The organism is uncultured Planococcus sp. (genome assembly GCF_947501725.1).
GTDB classification, from domain to species: domain Bacteria; phylum Bacillota; class Bacilli; order Bacillales_A; family Planococcaceae; genus Planococcus; species Planococcus donghaensis_C.
The window spans coordinates 91,492-109,017 of record NZ_CANMXD010000006.1; the positions used below are offsets into that span (position 1 = coordinate 91,492).

At 45.9% G+C, this 17,526-nt stretch carries 18 protein-coding genes; 6 read left to right on the top strand and 12 right to left on the bottom strand.

The window, feature by feature from the left end; all coding sequences use genetic code 11:
* Positions 1-79: 79 nt before the first annotated feature.
* On the bottom strand, positions 80-1,483 hold the full coding sequence (locus Q0785_RS10605; protein ID WP_298829519.1) for a protoporphyrinogen oxidase: 1,404 nt from the start codon (positions 1,481-1,483) through the stop codon (positions 80-82).
* Positions 1,484-1,639: 156 nt separating this feature from the next.
* Between Q0785_RS10605 and Q0785_RS10610 the strand changes: the two genes are divergently transcribed.
* Positions 1,640-2,197: a nitroreductase gene (locus tag Q0785_RS10610; RefSeq protein ID WP_223637708.1), complete on the top strand. Its 558-nt coding sequence runs from the start codon at positions 1,640-1,642 to the stop codon at positions 2,195-2,197.
* 167 nt (positions 2,198-2,364) lie between these two features.
* Here the strand turns inward: Q0785_RS10610 and coaW are convergent, their stop codons facing one another.
* Entirely contained in the window at positions 2,365-3,180 is an 816-nt protein-coding gene (gene coaW, locus Q0785_RS10615) for a type II pantothenate kinase (RefSeq protein WP_298829522.1), read from the bottom strand.
* Between the two features lie 253 nt (positions 3,181-3,433).
* On the opposite strand from coaW, the gene Q0785_RS10620 reads away from it, so the two are divergent.
* The gene (locus tag Q0785_RS10620; RefSeq protein ID WP_298829523.1) at positions 3,434-4,513 is read left to right on the top strand and encodes an AI-2E family transporter; all 1,080 of its coding nucleotides are present in this window, start codon (positions 3,434-3,436) and stop codon (positions 4,511-4,513) included.
* A gap of 115 nt (positions 4,514-4,628) precedes the next feature.
* Here the strand turns inward: Q0785_RS10620 and cls are convergent, their stop codons facing one another.
* From cls to Q0785_RS10635, 3 genes are all read right to left on the bottom strand, one after another.
* The gene (cls, locus tag Q0785_RS10625; RefSeq protein ID WP_298829525.1) at positions 4,629-6,059 is read right to left on the bottom strand and encodes a cardiolipin synthase; all 1,431 of its coding nucleotides are present in this window, start codon (positions 6,057-6,059) and stop codon (positions 4,629-4,631) included.
* A gap of 188 nt (positions 6,060-6,247) precedes the next feature.
* Positions 6,248-6,442 (bottom strand): hypothetical protein, encoded by a 195-nt coding sequence (locus Q0785_RS10630; protein ID WP_298829527.1) that lies wholly within the window; start codon positions 6,440-6,442, stop codon positions 6,248-6,250.
* 272 nt (positions 6,443-6,714) lie between these two features.
* Positions 6,715-7,719, bottom strand: a complete 1,005-nt coding sequence (locus tag Q0785_RS10635) for a S8 family peptidase (protein ID WP_298829529.1) — start codon at positions 7,717-7,719, stop codon at positions 6,715-6,717.
* 219 nt (positions 7,720-7,938) lie between these two features.
* Between Q0785_RS10635 and Q0785_RS10640 the strand changes: the two genes are divergently transcribed.
* Positions 7,939-8,997: a saccharopine dehydrogenase NADP-binding domain-containing protein gene (locus Q0785_RS10640; protein ID WP_298829531.1), complete on the top strand. Its 1,059-nt coding sequence runs from the start codon at positions 7,939-7,941 to the stop codon at positions 8,995-8,997.
* Between the two features lie 133 nt (positions 8,998-9,130).
* Here the strand turns inward: Q0785_RS10640 and fetB are convergent, their stop codons facing one another.
* The 3 genes from fetB to Q0785_RS10655 all read right to left on the bottom strand — a co-directional run bounded on the left by fetB (position 9,131) and on the right by Q0785_RS10655 (position 11,179).
* Complete coding sequence (gene fetB / locus Q0785_RS10645; protein WP_298829533.1) at positions 9,131-9,889, bottom strand: iron export ABC transporter permease subunit FetB; 759 nt, start codon at positions 9,887-9,889, stop codon at positions 9,131-9,133.
* Positions 9,886-10,617 carry a phosphate ABC transporter ATP-binding protein gene (locus tag Q0785_RS10650; protein ID WP_298829535.1) on the bottom strand — a complete coding sequence of 244 codons (732 nt, stop codon included), beginning with the start codon at positions 10,615-10,617 and terminating at the stop codon, positions 9,886-9,888. The genes fetB and Q0785_RS10650 overlap by 4 nt, the downstream gene beginning before the upstream one ends.
* A 64-nt stretch (positions 10,618-10,681) precedes the next feature.
* Complete coding sequence (locus Q0785_RS10655; protein ID WP_146558589.1) at positions 10,682-11,179, bottom strand: ferritin; 498 nt, start codon at positions 11,177-11,179, stop codon at positions 10,682-10,684.
* 250 nt (positions 11,180-11,429) lie between these two features.
* On the opposite strand from Q0785_RS10655, the gene Q0785_RS10660 reads away from it, so the two are divergent.
* Genes Q0785_RS10660 through Q0785_RS10670 form a run of 3 tightly spaced genes read left to right on the top strand, consistent with a single transcriptional unit; the run spans position 11,430 to position 13,847 of the window.
* Positions 11,430-12,191 carry a GTP cyclohydrolase II gene (locus tag Q0785_RS10660; protein WP_223637653.1) on the top strand — a complete coding sequence of 254 codons (762 nt, stop codon included), beginning with the start codon at positions 11,430-11,432 and terminating at the stop codon, positions 12,189-12,191.
* Complete coding sequence (gene ribD, locus Q0785_RS10665; RefSeq protein ID WP_298829541.1) at positions 12,178-13,278, top strand: bifunctional diaminohydroxyphosphoribosylaminopyrimidine deaminase/5-amino-6-(5-phosphoribosylamino)uracil reductase RibD; 1,101 nt, start codon at positions 12,178-12,180, stop codon at positions 13,276-13,278. The genes Q0785_RS10660 and ribD overlap by 14 nt, the downstream gene beginning before the upstream one ends.
* Positions 13,275-13,847: an HAD family acid phosphatase gene (locus Q0785_RS10670; protein ID WP_298829542.1), complete on the top strand. Its 573-nt coding sequence runs from the start codon at positions 13,275-13,277 to the stop codon at positions 13,845-13,847. The genes ribD and Q0785_RS10670 overlap by 4 nt, the downstream gene beginning before the upstream one ends.
* Before the next feature lie 98 nt (positions 13,848-13,945).
* Here Q0785_RS10670 and Q0785_RS10675 read toward each other — a convergent pair whose 3' ends face one another.
* The 4 genes from Q0785_RS10675 to Q0785_RS10690 are packed head-to-tail and all read right to left on the bottom strand — an operon-like array spanning position 13,946 to position 17,519.
* Positions 13,946-14,782 (bottom strand): SDR family oxidoreductase, encoded by an 837-nt coding sequence (locus tag Q0785_RS10675; protein ID WP_298829544.1) that lies wholly within the window; start codon positions 14,780-14,782, stop codon positions 13,946-13,948.
* A gap of 11 nt (positions 14,783-14,793) precedes the next feature.
* Positions 14,794-15,852 carry a mannonate dehydratase gene (gene uxuA, locus Q0785_RS10680; RefSeq protein WP_298829546.1) on the bottom strand — a complete coding sequence of 353 codons (1,059 nt, stop codon included), beginning with the start codon at positions 15,850-15,852 and terminating at the stop codon, positions 14,794-14,796.
* A gap of 14 nt (positions 15,853-15,866) precedes the next feature.
* Entirely contained in the window at positions 15,867-16,487 is a 621-nt protein-coding gene (locus tag Q0785_RS10685; protein ID WP_298829548.1) for a bifunctional 2-keto-4-hydroxyglutarate aldolase/2-keto-3-deoxy-6-phosphogluconate aldolase, read from the bottom strand.
* Positions 16,488-16,499: 12 nt separating this feature from the next.
* Positions 16,500-17,519: a zinc-binding alcohol dehydrogenase family protein gene (locus Q0785_RS10690; RefSeq protein ID WP_298829550.1), complete on the bottom strand. Its 1,020-nt coding sequence runs from the start codon at positions 17,517-17,519 to the stop codon at positions 16,500-16,502.
* Between the last annotated feature and the right edge of the window lie 7 nt (positions 17,520-17,526).

A 17,526-nucleotide genomic window follows, 5' to 3' on the forward strand; every position in this document is an offset into this window, starting at 1 on the left:
TTCTCAATTAGCCGTTTATCCTAAATTTGGATAAACGGCTTTTTGTAGATAAAAAAGAGACCGGTTACGGTCTCTTTTTCTATGATTCTTCTACATCCACCAATTGATTGGTGATGATTTTCGCCAAATCCGCACCATTTTGAATACAGGCACCGATTCCCACTCCAAAATAAGAAGACCCTGCCAGTTTCACGCCTGGAACCATTTTTTCCATTTTCAGTTCCAGGGCGCTAATAGCGGTTTTATGCTGCATATGGTAGTTGGGCATCAGACTTTTCCAACCGGTCACTTCAATAGTCAAAGGTTCTTCTTCAATTCCTAAACTCTTTCGTACATCCTCCATCGCTACCTTCGCCAACTCTTCTTCAGACAAATCCTTCAACATGCCATAAGAGGGATGTGAACTCTTGTAGAACAGCCGAACCAGCAATTTATGGTTTTTCGATGTATGGCTCCACTTCCGGCTGGTCCAGGTACAAGCGTTGCAATGCAGGTCACTTTCCTGGGACACGATAAAGCCGGTTCCGTCTTCAGGCAACCGTTCATCCGGAATATCAAATCCAAGATAGACGCTGATCAATGAGGAATTCAGGAATTGGTCGAATTCGGCATCCAGCTCTGCTATCCCTAAAAGCTGCTGGGCAATTTGGTGAGGGGTGGCCAGAATCACAAAATCCGCCTCTATCGCCTCGCCGTCTTCAAGTTCAACCAGGTAGCATTCTCCATCCCTTTTGACCGACTTGGTTCCTATGCCTTTCACTATCCGCACATGGTCAAGCTTGCTTTCCATTTCATCAATCAATACCTGCATGCCTTGATCAAACGAAATGAATTTCTTATTGGCCGCACCTTGGAAAAATTCTTTGTTTGCTTCGAATCCTTTAATGATGCTGCCGTATTTATTTTTATAATCAACCAGGTATGGCAGTGTCGAGGCCAGGGTCAATTCATGGAGATTTCCTGAGTAGACGCCAGACAAGACAGGCGCAATCTGATTTTCAACCAATTCCTTGCCAAGAAATGCCTCAAGAAACTCTCCAATTGAGCTATCGCGTGTAAAGCTTTCATTGACACTGTCAAAATCCTTTAACGCAGCTTGCTTGCCTTCTTCAGAAACAAGTGTCGAACTGAATAGCGCTTCTCTGTTCATCGGAATACCGAACACTGTATCTTTTGGAATGGCATGCAGCACATTATTGGCATACAAATAGGAAATCCCTGTGCCGTTGTAGACAACCCGGCCCTTAAGCCCGAGGTCTTCGATCAGCGGCATGACGCTGGCATGGCGTGCAACGATCGAATCCGCTCCAACTTCCATGATGAATTCATTGTCTACTGCCGTTTTGATCTTACCGCCTAACTCTGCCTCCCGCTCAATCAGCACCAATTCCAGATCGAGGTTTTCCTGCAGGTTCAACTTCTGTAAATAATACATAGCGGAAAGGCCAGTGATGCCTCCGCCGATGACTACAGCTTTTTTCAACTTTATCCACTCCTTGCCTATGCTTCTATTCTACCAATATTTCTGTCTGTCAGCAGGGATCTTTTTGTCTTTTTTGATACGCTTTTCTCTCCTCCCCATGTTAGGATAAAGGGTAGATAACCGCATTTTCTTTGCGAAAAGGAGAGACGTTCAATGATGAATGCTATTGATCAGAATATCATAGAAAGACGCTCAATAAAGAAATTCAAGGTTGATGCAGTCAATGTCGAGGAAATCATCGAATTATTGAATATAGCTAAATGGGCACCGAACCACAAAGTCAATGAACCTTGGCGTTTCCAGCTTTACACGGACGCAGGCAAAGAGAAATTCGTCCAGGCATTTATTGAATCCATGCGCACACCGGATGGGGAAATTCCTTCAAAAGTGCTCAACAAGGCCGATTACTTCCGCAGTATTCCACTTCACCTGGTCGTCATCATGCCGGAAGATCCAAGACAAAGAAGATGGGACGAAGATTATGGCGCGGTTTCCTCCATGCTGCAGAATTTCCAGCTGGCTGCTTGGGAACGCGGCATCGGCATGATTTGGCGCTCTAATGACTGGATCTATAATCCGGTGTTCCGTGAAGCCATCGGCGTAAAGCCTGGCGAAAAAATTGTCGCTACTATGATGATCGGCTACCCGGCGCATGTCCCTGCAAAACAGGAGCGGACAGACATCCGCGAGAAATTGACCATTATCAGCGATTAATAATAAAGTTGAAAGAGATGGCGCAGATTGCGCCATCTTTTTTAGTGGTGAAAAGTTTTTTCTGCAACTGGCGAAAGTAAAGACTGCTGAAGCATAAGCACTAAAAAAAGACGTCTTCCATCAGCCATCGCAACGGCCGGTCAGAAGACGTCTTTTTTACAGGGAAACTACACAGTCTTTTTAGTTAATACAGACATGGCTCCCATCGCTCCGGAAAATTCCCCGTTATCAGGGAACACAGGAACCGAGCCACGCAGAATGGTGTAGCTTGTTACAACTTCTTTCAACAAGGGATTATCGATGAAGGAAGAGCCGATGTAGACGATGGTCGAGCTTCTGCATTGGCGGGCTGCCAGTACACTCACTGTACTGACCGTCTCGCCAACTAAACCGATGACCGCCGCCAGCAATTCTTCCTTCGTCAAATCGCCGGAAATCGAAAACAAATCCTGCCCAAAGTTACTGGCTGTCAATTCCCCGGAAATCGGAGGTTCCTTGCCTTCATAGATATGCTTGACTTTCAAATCGATCCGGTCCCGGGAACCTTGGCTCGCCAATGCGACAATTTCATCGTAACGGGTTACGCCAGTCAATAGATGGCTTAATCCAATCAAGGTGCCCCCGCCGACTCCGGTGCCGCCTAGACGCTCCTGAACATTGTCCTGGATGCAGTGGATGGAGGTTCCGGTTCCGACATTCGTCACCAAATAGGCATCTTCCAGAAGGTCCATCTCCTCGAGAAGAACCTGTACGCCGAGGTGGGTCGCTTCGAACTCCACCATTTCCTGTGCTGGCTGGTCGAGCAAGGAAACCAGAACGCCTGATTTCCCTCCCGTGACACATACTTTACAGTCGCCCAGAGCATTCATCCAGTCGGCAACACGCTCAATTTCAGCAATTGGATACTTTTTAAAATGGACTTCTTCATTTTCGGTATACGCCACTTTAATCAACGTACCGCCTGCATCTATTCCGACAATCATTTCCGCACCTGCTCTTTCTCGCATCCCTTTAGAAGAATGCCAGATAATAAATACACATATGATGAAATTCTACCATACTCGTTTATTTTATGGGAGAGGTTTGCAAGCGGATTCAAAAAGCTTTCCTGCTATATTTTCATTCCTTATTTTCAATTACTCTCTATTGTCCAAAAAAATCCACCTTTTTTCATTTCTTCCCCATATTCACTAGACAGTTGGGTATATAACATAAAAAAAGGGGGGAATATCTTACATGACACATAAGGTTTGGTTTCAAACAGCTGTTGCTATCATTCTCACTTTAGTGATCATTCGGTTGTTCATCGAAGTACAGGGAGTGTTTTCACCACTCTTTGTCGTCGCGCAAACAATTTTCCTGCCATTATTGCTGGGTGGCGTGCTTTTTTACCTGACAAGGCCTATTTTGCAATTTCTCCTTAAAAGGAGTTTTCCCAAGTGGTCAGCTATCTTACTCATTTTTGCTTTAATCGCCTTGCTTATTTGGCTGTTTTACATTCTTATTGCACCTATCGTTTCCGAACAGATAAATTCTTTGATGGACAACGGTCCAGAAATCATTGAAAGAGCGGAAGAATATGGACAATATCTTTTGAACCAGCGTGAACACTTGCCGGATTCAGTCCGGGAGCAAGTAAACAACCTGACCGGACAATTTACCGACTGGGCTGCGAATATCGGTTCCTGGCTTGGATCGTTCTTGATGGGGCTGGTATCAGGAGTGCTTGCGCTTGTTCTTGTCCCTTTTTTCCTGGTTTATATTTTGATCGACCACAAAAAGTTCGCGCCATTCATCGCCCATTTCTTCTCCGGAGGGAGAAAAACCTGGATCCGCAAAACTTTGCACGATATAGATGAAACCTTGAAGTCCTACATTGTAGGGCAATTATTTGTAAGTTTAGCGGTGGGGACTATGCTGCTGATCGGTTACTTGATCATCGGGCTTGAATACGCGTTCCTGCTTGCTGTCATTGGTGTGGTGACCAACGTCATCCCCTTCTTAGGACCTTATATCGCTGTAATTCCAGCCATGATCATTGCGCTGGTCCAAGATCCGATCATGGTTGTCTATGTAGCCATCATCATGCTTGTGGCCCAGCAGATTGAAGGGAATCTGATAACACCGAATATCATGGGGAATGCACTCGATGTGCATCCATTGACGGTCATCACCTTGATATTGGCCGCTGGGAACATTGCTGGAATTTGGGGCATCATCCTTGCCGTTCCTTTCTATGCCGTCGTAAAGACCATCGTGACCAATCTATACTCCAAGCGTGAGCAAATTGAGGATACAGCCACAAAAGAAGTTTGATGGCTTTAGGAAACAAATAAGCGGCTGTCTCAAAACACGGCCACTTATTGCTTCTTTGCATAAGATGGTTATCCTTAATCGAAATGGGTGATCAATTGCCCAAAGAAGAATCTCCTTACAATACCGGTGAAACGAGCTTTGCAATGGCTTGTTTCGCCTTTTCTTTCCATGACTGATTTTCAAATGTCTCTTCCTTCAATGGGACCGATAGCTTTTTGTCCTGCACAAAGAGTGCTGCCATTTCCGATGCTGACTGTGAATCGTAGACGAACGCGTTCAATTCAAAATTCAAGGCGAAGCTGCGGATATCCATATTAGCAGATCCCACTGAATAAGCTTTATCATCCACAATCAATGTCTTTGCATGCAGAAATCCATTTTTGTAGCTATAAACTTTGACGCCGGCCGGCAGCAATTCATGGATAAATGACAAAGTAGCGGAATGGACAAACAGGTGATCCGCTTGATGGGGAATCATGATCTGAACATCAACGCCACTAAGCGCCGCTGTCTGCAAGGCATCCATGATGGACTTATCCGGTATAAAATAGGGCGTCTGCAGGTAAATCGAATGGCGTGCATGATAAATCATCTTCAAATAAGCCTTCTTTATGTTTTCATGCATATCCAAAGGTCCGCTCGCGACAATCTGCATGGCAATCCCTGTTGTATTGTTCACCTTCGGGAAATATTTTTCCGCATACTTTATCGGATATTTTTCTGATGCCTGATTCCAGTCGACAAAAAAACGGTTTTGCAGAGAGTGCACAGCTTCCCCTTCAAGCCGGAGGTGTGTGTCGCGCCAGTAGCCGAACTCCTCCTTCTTTCCAAGATATTCGTCACCGACATTAAATCCTCCGAGGTAGCCGATAGCACCATCCACAACCACCAATTTCCGATGATTCCGGTGATTCAGCCGTGGATTTATAGTGGTCAGCAGCGCCGGCAGAAACGCAGCAGACTTTCCACCGGCTGCTTCAAACTCATCAAAAAAGCGTTTCGGCAGATTTTTAGATCCCAGATCGTCATATAGAAACAGCACTTTTACCCCTTGCCGCGCTTTTTCAGTGAGCAGTGATAGAAGTCGATGCCCAAGGTCATCATTATTCAAAATGAAGTACTGCAAATGGACATGGTCTTTTGCGTGTTGTATATCTTCAAACAAGGCATCGAATTTCTTTTTCCCGTCGTTGAATATCTGTATATCACTAGCTAACGACAATGGTGCATCGGTTCTTGCCAAATTCATTCGGATGAGGTCCGTCCATTCTTCCGCACATCTTGAAGAAGGACTGAAGCCATTATCTTTCATTGCGCTCAGCTGACGATCCATCAACTCCTTAAAATCCTGATTTTCATAAGCAACCGGCCGATTCAATCGCTTGCGCCTTAACGGCTTGCCGAATAGCAAGTAGAGGATAAAGCCAAGAATAGGGATAAAGAAAAGGATCAATATCCATGCCCAAGCTGAAGAAGCCGACTTCCGTTCAAAGAATAAAATGAAAAATGCCAGCACTACATTTAAAATGATGAAAAGGTTGCTCAAGGTGCTTATCCATTCGAATGAAATTTCAATCCCTCCTCCGGCTCTCTTGCGTCTTCAGCGCTTTGTTTAATGGAGCTATTGTTTATTTTTACCCTAATGCTTTTGACTATAACGGCTTTTCCATGCATTTTTAAAAATAGATTAAAATAAAAAGCCATCGCATTTTTCCGCGATTGGCTTCTTTAACCCTAATCTTCTTCCTCTTCTTCCTCTTCTTCTCCTTCTTGCGGTTCTTCCGGAATAATCTCTTCTTCACCCTCTTCCGGCGTTACATCAATATCTTCATCCACAGGTTGCTCGTCTTCTGCATCCCCACAAGCTGACAGCATTCCAACGGACAAAAATACAGCTGTCCCCAGTTTCAACCATTTGGATTGAGCCATTAGAGTTCCTCCTTTCATTTCTTATAATGATGACGCTTTAATCTTCTGCTACTCCTTTACCCCCTATGATTATCTTGAACACATACTCACGATCACAACTGTTGCCTCGATCTGTAACTGTTAGAAAACCGTTCGAAAGACTAATCCCGGAATAACAAAAAGGACATTCGTAAACGTATTCACATACTTCACGAACACCCTTCTATTTATATACAATTTTACGAATTGAAAATACCATTTCTCTTTAATCCAAAATGAGGCACTCCTATGGATTAGAGTTGCTCTTCATCTTCTGTCACCCCTGTATTGTAGGAAGTGTTGGCCAGCTTTAAGAATTGTTCGAACTTATTCAAAATATTCAGCGCCAACAAACCATTTCCTTCTGCGGTTTTCGGGTAGCCAATCGGCATGGTACGGCGCACCAATTGGGCATATAATTCCGCTTCTGTCAGTTTACGGACGAATTCTTTTTCCGCGATGTTTTTTATCAGAGCCAGCGCGCCGGAAACATGCGGCGCTGCCATCGAAGTTCCTGACAGGCTGGCGTATTTCCCTCCTGGAAAGGTCGAATAGATATCGATGCCAGGGGCCACCAAATCGATTTCATCATTGGTATTGCTGAAATTGGCAATTCGACGATCAAAATCCACTGCCCCGACCTGAATCACTTCTCCATAGGCTCCCGGATAAGCGAATTCATCGGTATCGTGAAGGTCATCCCCTTCATTGCCTGCAGCACAGACAACTGGAATGCCTGCGTCCACTGCACGTTTAATCGCTGCATAGAGCTCTGCAACATCTTCAGGGCCTCCCAGCGACATCGAGATGACACTTACCGACTCACCTTCCGGCCCTCTCCAATCAATCGCAAAATGGATGCCATCAATGATTCCCTGATATTCGCCACTCCCTTCTCCCGTCAATACTTTCAAAATGAGCAGTTGGGCTTCAGGGGCAACACCGGCTATCCCGCCATCTTCTCTGTAAGAAGCGGCTACCGTTCCAGCTACATGCGTGCCATGCCCATTATTATCATCGAAATTTGCTGCATCCCCGTTAAAATCGGCTGTGAAATTTTTGCCGTCAATGATCCGATCCTGAAGATCAGGGTGATCCATTTGGCATCCCGTATCCAGGATGGCCACAATATTTCCTCTTCCTCTTTCCGCCTCTGCCCATATTTCCGGCGCCTGAATCATCCGGACGCCTTCTGGAATCTGCGGTGCCTGCTCAGCAATTTCTTCTACTCGATAAGGAATTAAATGTAGATTCGCCATTTAAATCACTCCTCATAATTTCCAACTATTTTCTTACTTTCCTAATTCGGCATCATTGCACCGAATCCTTTATTTACTCCCGTTTCATCTGAAACTCAAGATAAGATCGTTGAACAGCCATTTCTACAGAGGCTTTTTAATGTCTGCCAAAAATGAACAAAGGGTTTCACTAGTTTTTACAGAATAGTAACAGGAGAGCAAAAATGAGGAGCCGATAAAATGAACAAATGGATGATTTACGGTGCCAATGGATACACGGGGGAATTGATCGCCCGCGAAGCTGTTTCCAGAGGAATGTCACCTATACTTGGAGGACGCAATGCCGATAAAATCCGGCCGCTTGCCACAGAACTATCACTGGAATTCCGTGCCTTTGCATTGGATGAATATGCAGCAGCACAATTGGACGATATCGATCTGGTCCTCCACTGTGCAGGTCCTTTTCAAGTAACCAGCGAACCCATGATCCATGCTTGCCTGTCAGCAAAAACACATTATTTGGACATCACAGGAGAAGTCTCCGTATTTGAATATACTCATTCACTGCATGCTGAAGCTGCAGAAAAAGGAATCATCCTCTGCTCGGGGGTCGGCTTCGATGTCGTACCCACAGACTGCGTCGCCTTAAGGCTAAAAGAGGAAATGCCGGAAGCAACCGAATTATCGCTTGGCTTTGATTCGGATTCCGGCATCTCACCGGGCACTTTCAAAACCATGATCCAAGGATTGGGTTCGGGCAGCATGCACAGAATAGATGGAGTTTTGACAACTGTCCCGATCGGCAGCCAGCACCGGACCATCGATTTTGGACGCGGCTCACGTCCTGCAATGGGAATTCCCTGGGGTGATGTTTCCACTGCATTCTATACGACCGGCATCCCGAATATTTCTGCTTGGATCCCAATGGCAAAACCGCAATTATATGGGGCCCGTTTGATGGGAGCCCTGGGGCCATTACTGGCCACAGACTGGGTAAAAGAAAAGCTCCAAAAGCAGGTGGAGAAACGCGTACAAGGACCAGACAGCGAGCTTCGCGCTAATTCACCGGCTTATATATGGGGAGAAGCAAGAAATCAGCAAGGCATCGTCAAAGTCGTCCGAATCCAAACAGCGAATGTCTATGATCTGACAGTCTATGGATCGTTGGAAGTTGTCCGCCGTCTTCTGAAGTTAAAAGTCGAAGGCGGATACTATACACCCGCAGGCCTTTTCGGTTCAAGCTTGGTGGAAAGCCTGCCAGGTTCAGGCACCTTTGAAGTCGATACTTTTTATCCTTAATATACAGAGCTGGAGAATATTTCGACACAGCTCTACTGGAGTAATGCTCCAAGCGCCATATAAATCACATTCCCGAACTCCACTTTTCATAAAAAAAAGACAAATCCAGGATATCTGGATTTGTCTCCAAGCTTCAAGTAAATTCTTTCTTCATTAACTGCATCCGTTGATTGAACAAAGTCGGATAAGACAGGAAACCAAGCATGACACTGGTCACAGCGGCTGTTGTCAGCAACAGGAACATGATCAGGAGCTGGAATTGAACCGCCTGGATCGGGTCCGCTCCGGCAATGATCTGCCCGCTCATCATTCCGGGCAGCTGGACAAGTCCAACCGTCTTCTGGCTTTCGATGGTCGGAATCATGCTGGCTTTTATCGAATTGATCAATTGGGTGTGAATCGCCTGTTTAGGTGTACCACCAAGCGACAGGATCAGCTCGGTTTCATCCTGATGCGACTCTACCTCCGCCGTAAAACGATTGAGGAAGAGAATCGACAGTACCATGGAATTCCCGACAACCATTCCGCTGATGGGAATGATGTATTGGGCGGTTGCTGGCGTGATATTGAAGCCAAGCAGGATGCCCTGCGTCAATACTTCCACAAAGATCAAGGTGACCGCCACTTTCGAGGTGATGCCTTGAATGGCTGCTCCTTTTTTCTGGGCGTTATGCGTAGCTGCCACAATCATCAAAGCAACCATCAGGAAAATATAGATCAGGCTTTCCGAATCAAAAACGAATTTCAATACATAGCCGACCGCCAATAATTGGACGATTGAACGCAATGTGGCGACAATCGTATCCCGTTCCAGACCAAGATTCAGGGTTTTGGATAAAAGAAGAGGGATCACCACAAAGATCAAGGTGATCGATAAAGTTAAGTAGCTCATTCCGCTTCCCCCCTGACAAACCGTCTGACCTTGTCATTCGCCGGATCGTTGAGCAAGTCGCTTTCGCCTGTCTCCACCACTTCGCCATCCATCATCACCCAAGTGAAATCACCGATTTCCAGTGCTTGTTGAAGGTTATGGGTAATCCAGATAATCGTGGTGCCGTACTTCCGGTTGATCTTGACGATCAATTCCTCGATTTCCTTTAAAGAGGTCCGGTCTAAAGAAGACGTAATTTCGTCCAGCAAAAGAACTTCCGGTTTATTGACGAGTGTCCGGGCAATGGAAACTTTTTGGCGCTGGCCGCCGGACAAGTCTTTGACTTTCCGGTCCAACAGTTTCTCTTCCAATCCGACATCCTGCAGCAGTTCAGCCGCTTCAGCTTTAGACAGCGTTTTTCCCTGCAGCTCCAGCGGCAGGCTTAGATTATTGTAGATGCTGCCACCAACCATCGGAGCGCTTTGGAGCGCAATGCCGACTAAACGGCGCAGTTCAACCGGTTCATAATCTTCAATTGGCCGGTCTTTTATATAGACCTCCCCTGATTGGGCTGACAATAATCCATTGCATAACTTTAATAGGGTCGTTTTACCGGCTCCCGAAGGTCCAACCAATGTCGTGATTTTCCCTTCAGGAAAAGAGCCGGTAATGCCTTTTAAAACCGGAGTTTCCCCAAATGAAAAATCTACATGATTGAAATGGATGGCCGGTTTATAGTTTACAGACATGGATCCCACTTCCTTTCGAGCAGAAAAACAGCACATATTTTACTATGTGCTGCTTGCAGTGCTATTACTCTTCCAGTTTGCGCTGTGCGAATTCATCGTCCATTTTCAGGAAGTATTCGCCGCCTTCTTCAATAGCTCTCACTCTTGCGATGATATCGCGGAACGATTTTTCTTCTTCCATCTGTTCTTCGATGAACCAGTCCAGGAAGGAAAGTGTCGCGTGTTCCTGCAGCTCATCCGCCAATGTCACCAATGCATAAATGTTGCTGGTCACGCTTTTTTCCTGCGACAATGAGTTTTCCAAAACATCCAATGCACTGACAAAATGGTTCTTCGGTTCAGTCAACGCCTGAAGAACCGGCTTTTCATCCATCGTCACTAAGTAATGATAGAATTTCATCGCATGGTAATGCTCTTCTCTCGATTGGATTAAATAGAAGTTCGCAAAACCGTGATAGCCTTTTTTGGAAAAGTACGCTGCCATTGCGGTATAAGCATGCGCTGCCTGCAATTCATTGTTGAATTGATCGTTTAAAGCGTTCGTTAGTTTTTCTGATAACATAATTTATTCCTCCTGTTTTCTTATTTAGAATTATTATAATGTAGATAATATACCACAGCCTCATCAGATAATCAAATCAAATGAGAATATTAATATTTAATTGAGAATAAATATCATTTAAAACGGATTTTTTCTTTCCCTAAACGATAATGATTATTGTTTATAGATTATTGAAGACATATAACTTACTTTTAGTAACAAGATGTAGTAAGATATCATATAGATAGTGTTCATATAGGGGGAAACTGAAATGACAGACATGAAGCTAGACCCAAAGGTCTTTTCCATATTAAAAGAGAAAATTCAAATGATCCAGACAGAAGAAGGTGCCGTGTATCTGGTCGGCCCCATTCGGCTGCCTGTAAACTTATATGAGGAAACCTATATATTCAACTGGTATTGTTGGTTGAGCCTCGACGAAGTCACCGAAGATTACGAGAGCATCATCGAAAAATTGAGCTCAGCGAACCTTGCCGAGTATCAGCAATCGAGCGTCCTGGTATATGGAGATTTCGAAAACGATGCAGAAGCATTGATCCGTATGCATTCCATCTGCCACACCGGCGATATTTTCGGAAGCAAACGCTGCGACTGCGGCTACCAGCTGAAACAGTCCATGAAACGAATTACAGACCACGGCACCGGTGCGCTGTTTTATTTAGCAAACCACGAAGGCCGCGGCATCGGACTCTTCAGTAAAGCGATGGCCTATGTCCTACAGGAAAATGGTTACGATACAGTCGAAGCCAATGAACAATTGGGCTACGTGGACGATTCCAGAAATTACGGGGATGCGATTGCTGTGCTGCAGGCACTCCGCACCAAGCCAGTGACCTTGATGACCAACAATCCAAAGAAAGTGGCCGCCATCGAAAAAGCTGGACTCCAGATCGCTTCAAGAACCTCCCTTTGGGGAGATGAATCCGAATACAACGCCAACTACCTGCAAACTAAAATCGACCGCTCAGGACATCTTAAAGACGGGGAGGATATTGTTCATGTCAAACCATGAATTTTATATGGACCTCGCACTCAGCAATGCGAAAAGCTTAAAAGGCCAGACAGATCCGAACCCTTTGGTCGGTTCCGTCATCGTCAATGACAACCGCATTGTCGGCATCGGCACCCATTTGAGAGCGGGTGAACCCCATGCCGAAGTCCATGCACTTCGCATGGCAGGCGAACTGAGCCGCGGTGCGACCATTTATGTAACGCTCGAACCGTGCTCGCATGTCGGACGGACCGGGCCCTGTGCACAGGCCCTCATTGATGCCGGCATCAAAAAGGTGATCGTGGCAACGTTGGATCCAAATCCGATCGTTGCCGGAAACGGTGTCCGCATGCTGGAAGAAGCAGGTATTGAAGTGATCGTCGGTGTCCGTGAAGAGGAATCTCGGAAGATGAATGAGGTATTCAACAAATTCATCGTTGAAAAGATCCCTTTCGTGACTTTGAAAGCAGCCTCCACCTTAGATGGAAAAATCGCTACCCATACCCTGGACAGCAAGTGGATCACTTCCGAGGAAGCGCGTTTGGATGTCCATCTTCTGCGCAGCCAGCACATGGCCATCCTGGTGGGGGTTGGAACTGTTATTGCAGATGACCCTGAATTGACGGCGCGTATTCCAAATGGCCGCCATCCCCTCCGCATTGTCCTTGATTCCACTTTACGCATTCCGCTCCACTCAAAACTTGTTACGGATGGATTAGTGGATACGTGGATCTTTACAAGCCAAAATCACGATGCCGATAAGCGGAAGGCATTGGAGGAGTTGGGAATTACCATCTACGAAACCAGCAATGAAATCCAGGTCGATGTACTCGATGTCGTTCGCGTACTCGGTGAAAAAGGCATTTCTTCACTCTTTATTGAAGGGGGCGGCACCATTAATTCCGCATTCCTTGAGAATGGCTTGATCGATAAAGTGGTCTTTTACTTTGCCCCTAAAATTGTCGGCGGCAAGATTGCACCGACTTTCATCGAGGGAACAGGCGTTGAATGGATGAAAGACGCCATCGACCTGCGTGACGGTGAATTCAGCAAAGTCGGCAAGGATTTCAAATTTACGGGTTATCCCGAAAAGCGAGGCAGCATATGAGATTCGGTTTTGATATAGACGATACATTGATCAATTTGCGTGAATACGCCTTCCATTATTATCAGAAGCAATTGAACCAGGAAGTGGATATCGATATTTTCCATGCCTTGAATCGCGTGGAAATACACGAGGCTTTCGGCTTGAGTGATGAAGAAGGAAAAAATATGTGGAACCGCTCGTTGGAGTTTTTGTATTTCACTGACTGCCCTCTCTATCCCGGTGCGCTCCAATTACTGAAGCAGCTCGAATCGGATGGCCACGAGATTTTCTATATTACATCCCGGCCTCCAGAACATACGGAAAACACATTCAATTGGCTGATTGAACAAGGTTTCCCGGTGGATCGTGAAAACTTCTTCTGCGGCATGAAGGATTCGGAAAAGGCAGGCATCATCAAAGACTTGCAACTGGATTATTATTTCGATGACAAGCCGGCAGTCTTGGATACCTTAATGAATGATCCCGTGAAAGTCATCGTCAAAGACCAATCTTATAACCGCCATCTAGACTTGCCGCGTGTTAAAGACTGGGATCAATTAGGCGATTTGATCAACAGTGAAATGAAATGAAAAAAGAAGGTGGAGCAATCGGAGGGAATCCGATTGCTCCACCTTCTTTTCTTTTCAATGATTCAAAAACCACATTCCTGAGAATGTGGTTTTTTATTCTATACGCCTGAGTAAGCCAGAAAGCCGCCATCTACAGGAACCGTGATCCCTGTAACAAAACCGGAATAGTTTTCATCAAGGAGCCACAGCATCGTTCCCACTAAATCTGCCGGTTTGCCAAAACGCTTCATCGGCGTGCTGGCCATGATTTTGCCTGAACGGGGAGTCAGCGAACCATCTGCATTGGTCAGCAGATCCTTGTTTTGCGCTGTCAGGAAAAATCCTGGTGCAATCGCATTAACACGCAGATTTTCCTCTGCAAAATGGACTGCCATCCACATCGTAAAGTTATTGATAGCTGCTTTAGCCGCACTGTACGCCGGCACTTTGGTCATCGGTGAATAAGCGCTCATAGAAGAGATATTCAAAATAACCGGTGATTCCTGCTTCAGCAGTTCTTTGCCGAATACTTGGCTGGCTAAGAAAGAACCGGTGAAGTTGCTCGCGAAAACGCGGGAAAATCCGCCTTCCCCTAATTCGAAAAAGGACTTTCCGGTTGCGCCTTCTTCATGGAGTTCAATATCCGTAATAGCATCAGGGTGATTGCCTCCCGCACCGTTGATCAGAATATCAATCCGTCCGTATGCTTCAAGAATCTGCTCTTTGGCTTTTTCCAAAGATGCCCGGTCCAACACATCGGCAGCCACGGCAATTGCTTTGCCGCCCGATCCATTGATTTCATCTGCTACGCCTTGCCCTTTTTCAGCCGTCCGATTCAAAATGGCTACATTTACTTTTTGAGCAGCCAGCTGGCGAGCCATTTCTGAACAAAGGACGCCGCTTCCGCCAGTGATGACAGCGGTCCGTCCTGCAATAGTTTCATGAGTTGAAAACATAGGATCCCCCTTTACTTTGTTTGATGTGCATCCCATAACCCCAGGAGATACATAATGCCAAGCGCCCGGTCGTACAGACCATATCCAGGTCTGCATTCCTCGTTCCAAATATGGCGGCCATGATCTGGACGGGCATACCCTGTGTAGTTTTGGTTCGACAATTCACGAACCACACCATTCAAGTCGATAGAGCCGTCCTGTGTGTAATGGGACGTTTCAATAAAGTCGCCGTTATCGAAAATCTTAACATTGCGCAAGTGAGCGAAAGGTGAATGCTTGGCATATTTTGAAGCCAGGTCCACCATGTCGTTGTCCGGATTGGCGCCCATGGATCCGGTACAGAAGGTAATGCCGTTAGCAAGTGAATCCGATATGGAAATCAGCCGTTCCCAGCTCTTCTCGCCCGTCATGATGCGCGGCAGGCCGAAAATTGACCACGGTGGATCATCCGGATGGATGGCCATTTGAATGCCGCTCGCTTCAGCTGTCGGTAAAATCGCCTTCAAGAAGTAAGTGAGGTTTTCCCATAGCTGCTCTTCGTCCATTCCTTCATATTCTGCAAAAAGTTCCTGAATGCGTGCCATCTTCTCCGGCTCCCATCCCGGAAGTGTCAAATCAGAAGCAGAAGCAACCGTTTCGATCAGTTCAGCAGGCTCCAGGGATTCAATCTTTTCCTTTTCAAAGAACAAAGCAGTCGAGCCATCCGGAAGTGGATGATACAAGGATGTGCGGGTCCAGTCGAAGATCGGCATGAAATTATAACAGATCACTTTGACACCGGCTTCACCTAAGTTGCGGATGGTCTCCTTGTAATTTTCAATATACTGGTCGCGCTCTTCGTTGCCCAACTTAATGGATTCATGGACATTTACACTTTCCACTACGTCGGCGTGGAACCCGTGAGATTTGATGTAGTCCACTTCAGAACCGATTTCTTCCTTCGTCCAAACTTCTCCTGCCGGTTTCTGATGGAGCGCCCAGACAATCCCTTTGGTTCCTGGAATCTGTTTGATTTGTTCTAATTGCACGCTATCATTGCCGCGGCCATACCAGCGAAATGTGATATTCATGAAAGTCCTCCTCTTCAAACTAGTTCTTCAAGATAATCCTTAACCAATTCAGTAACACCTTGTTCTCCAGCTGACCTGTAAGCTTTAGTCAAATCGCTGCCGATCCCGACTGCTACAGCTCCTGCAGCCAGCCATGCGTTCATGTTTTTGATATTGATTCCGCCTGTAGGCATGATGCGTACTTTTGGCAACGGACCATTGACCGAACCGATAAAAGAAGGCTCAAATCCATTAGCAGGAAACAATTTCAAGATATCGCATCCCCATTCCGTCGCTTCGACCATCTCTTTAATCGTCATACAGCCCGGCAAATAAGGGACATTATAGCGATTACAAACCTTGGCGATTTCTGGATTGAAATTTGGGCTGACGACAAATTCAGCGCCATGCAACAAGGCATGCCGGGCAGTCTCTGCATCAAGAACTGTTCCAGCACCGATCAAGGCCTTCGAATCAGCCAATTTATCGAAAACCCGCGAAACATTCGGCGTCGTATAGGTCAATTCAATGGCCTTCAAGCCACCTGCCACCGCGGCTTCTGCAACGGCTATTGCTTCATCCGCATCTTTCCCGCGTATGACCGCAACAATTTGGGCATCCAGGATCTGTTGGTATACTTCCATTTTAGGAATCATCTGCATCTCTCCTCATTCAAAGACAATTAATGCTTTTCTCACTTTATCGGGATTGTTTTCAACAAATGTAAATGCTTCCTTTACTTCATCCAATGAAAACTTATGCGTAATCAGTCCAGCTGATTTCAGTTCCCCACTGTCCAGCAGGCTCACTACTTTTCCAAATTGATTGGTTTGCAGCCTTGAACCGACAATGGTAATTTCTTTTTTAGTGATCGGCAATTGCGGAATCGCTGATGGCCGCTCGTCAAATCCAAGAACGACAACACTTCCTGCAGGTGAAACCACATCAATGCTCAGCTCTACAGTAGCAGGAAGGCATACCGCATCAATGACCACATTCGCCCCTTCGTTTGAAGTCAACTCCAGTATGCGTTCTTTTACGGATTCTTTGCCTGCATTGATCACTTCGTCGGCTCCGCTTTCTTTTGCAAAGGCAAGCCGTTCTTCATTGAGATCAGTCATATAAACGGTGGCTCCTGCAACTTTGGCCAACTTCAGAATACAGATGCCGATAGGACCACAGCCCTGTATCAGAACCGTATCCCCTTTTTCAACATTTCCACGCCAGACAGCCTGTGCACCGATTGTATAGGGTTCAGCCAGAACGACTTCGTCCCAACTCAACTCTTTATCAACAGCGTGAAGCTGCTTTTCAGGTAATACAACAAACTCACGCATGCCTCCATCTTCATGGACACCGAAGACCGATAATTTTTCACAGACATTCGGGCGGCCTTTTCGGCATGCATAACATTCGCCACAATAATTGATGGGTTCTACAACCACATGGTCACCGACCTTCAGTTGCTTTACGGAACTTCCCACTTCCACCACTTCACCAGCCACTTCATGCCCGACTACGCGGGGATAGGTAGCTAAAGGGTTTGTACCGTGGTAAATGTGCATATCTGAACCGCAAATGCCGACGCGCTTCACTTTAACTAAGACTCCATCCTCTTGCTGAATTTCTGGAGTTTCCTGTTCGATAATTTGCATATCATGCGCTTTTGGAACTTGAACTGCTTTCATTTTTACA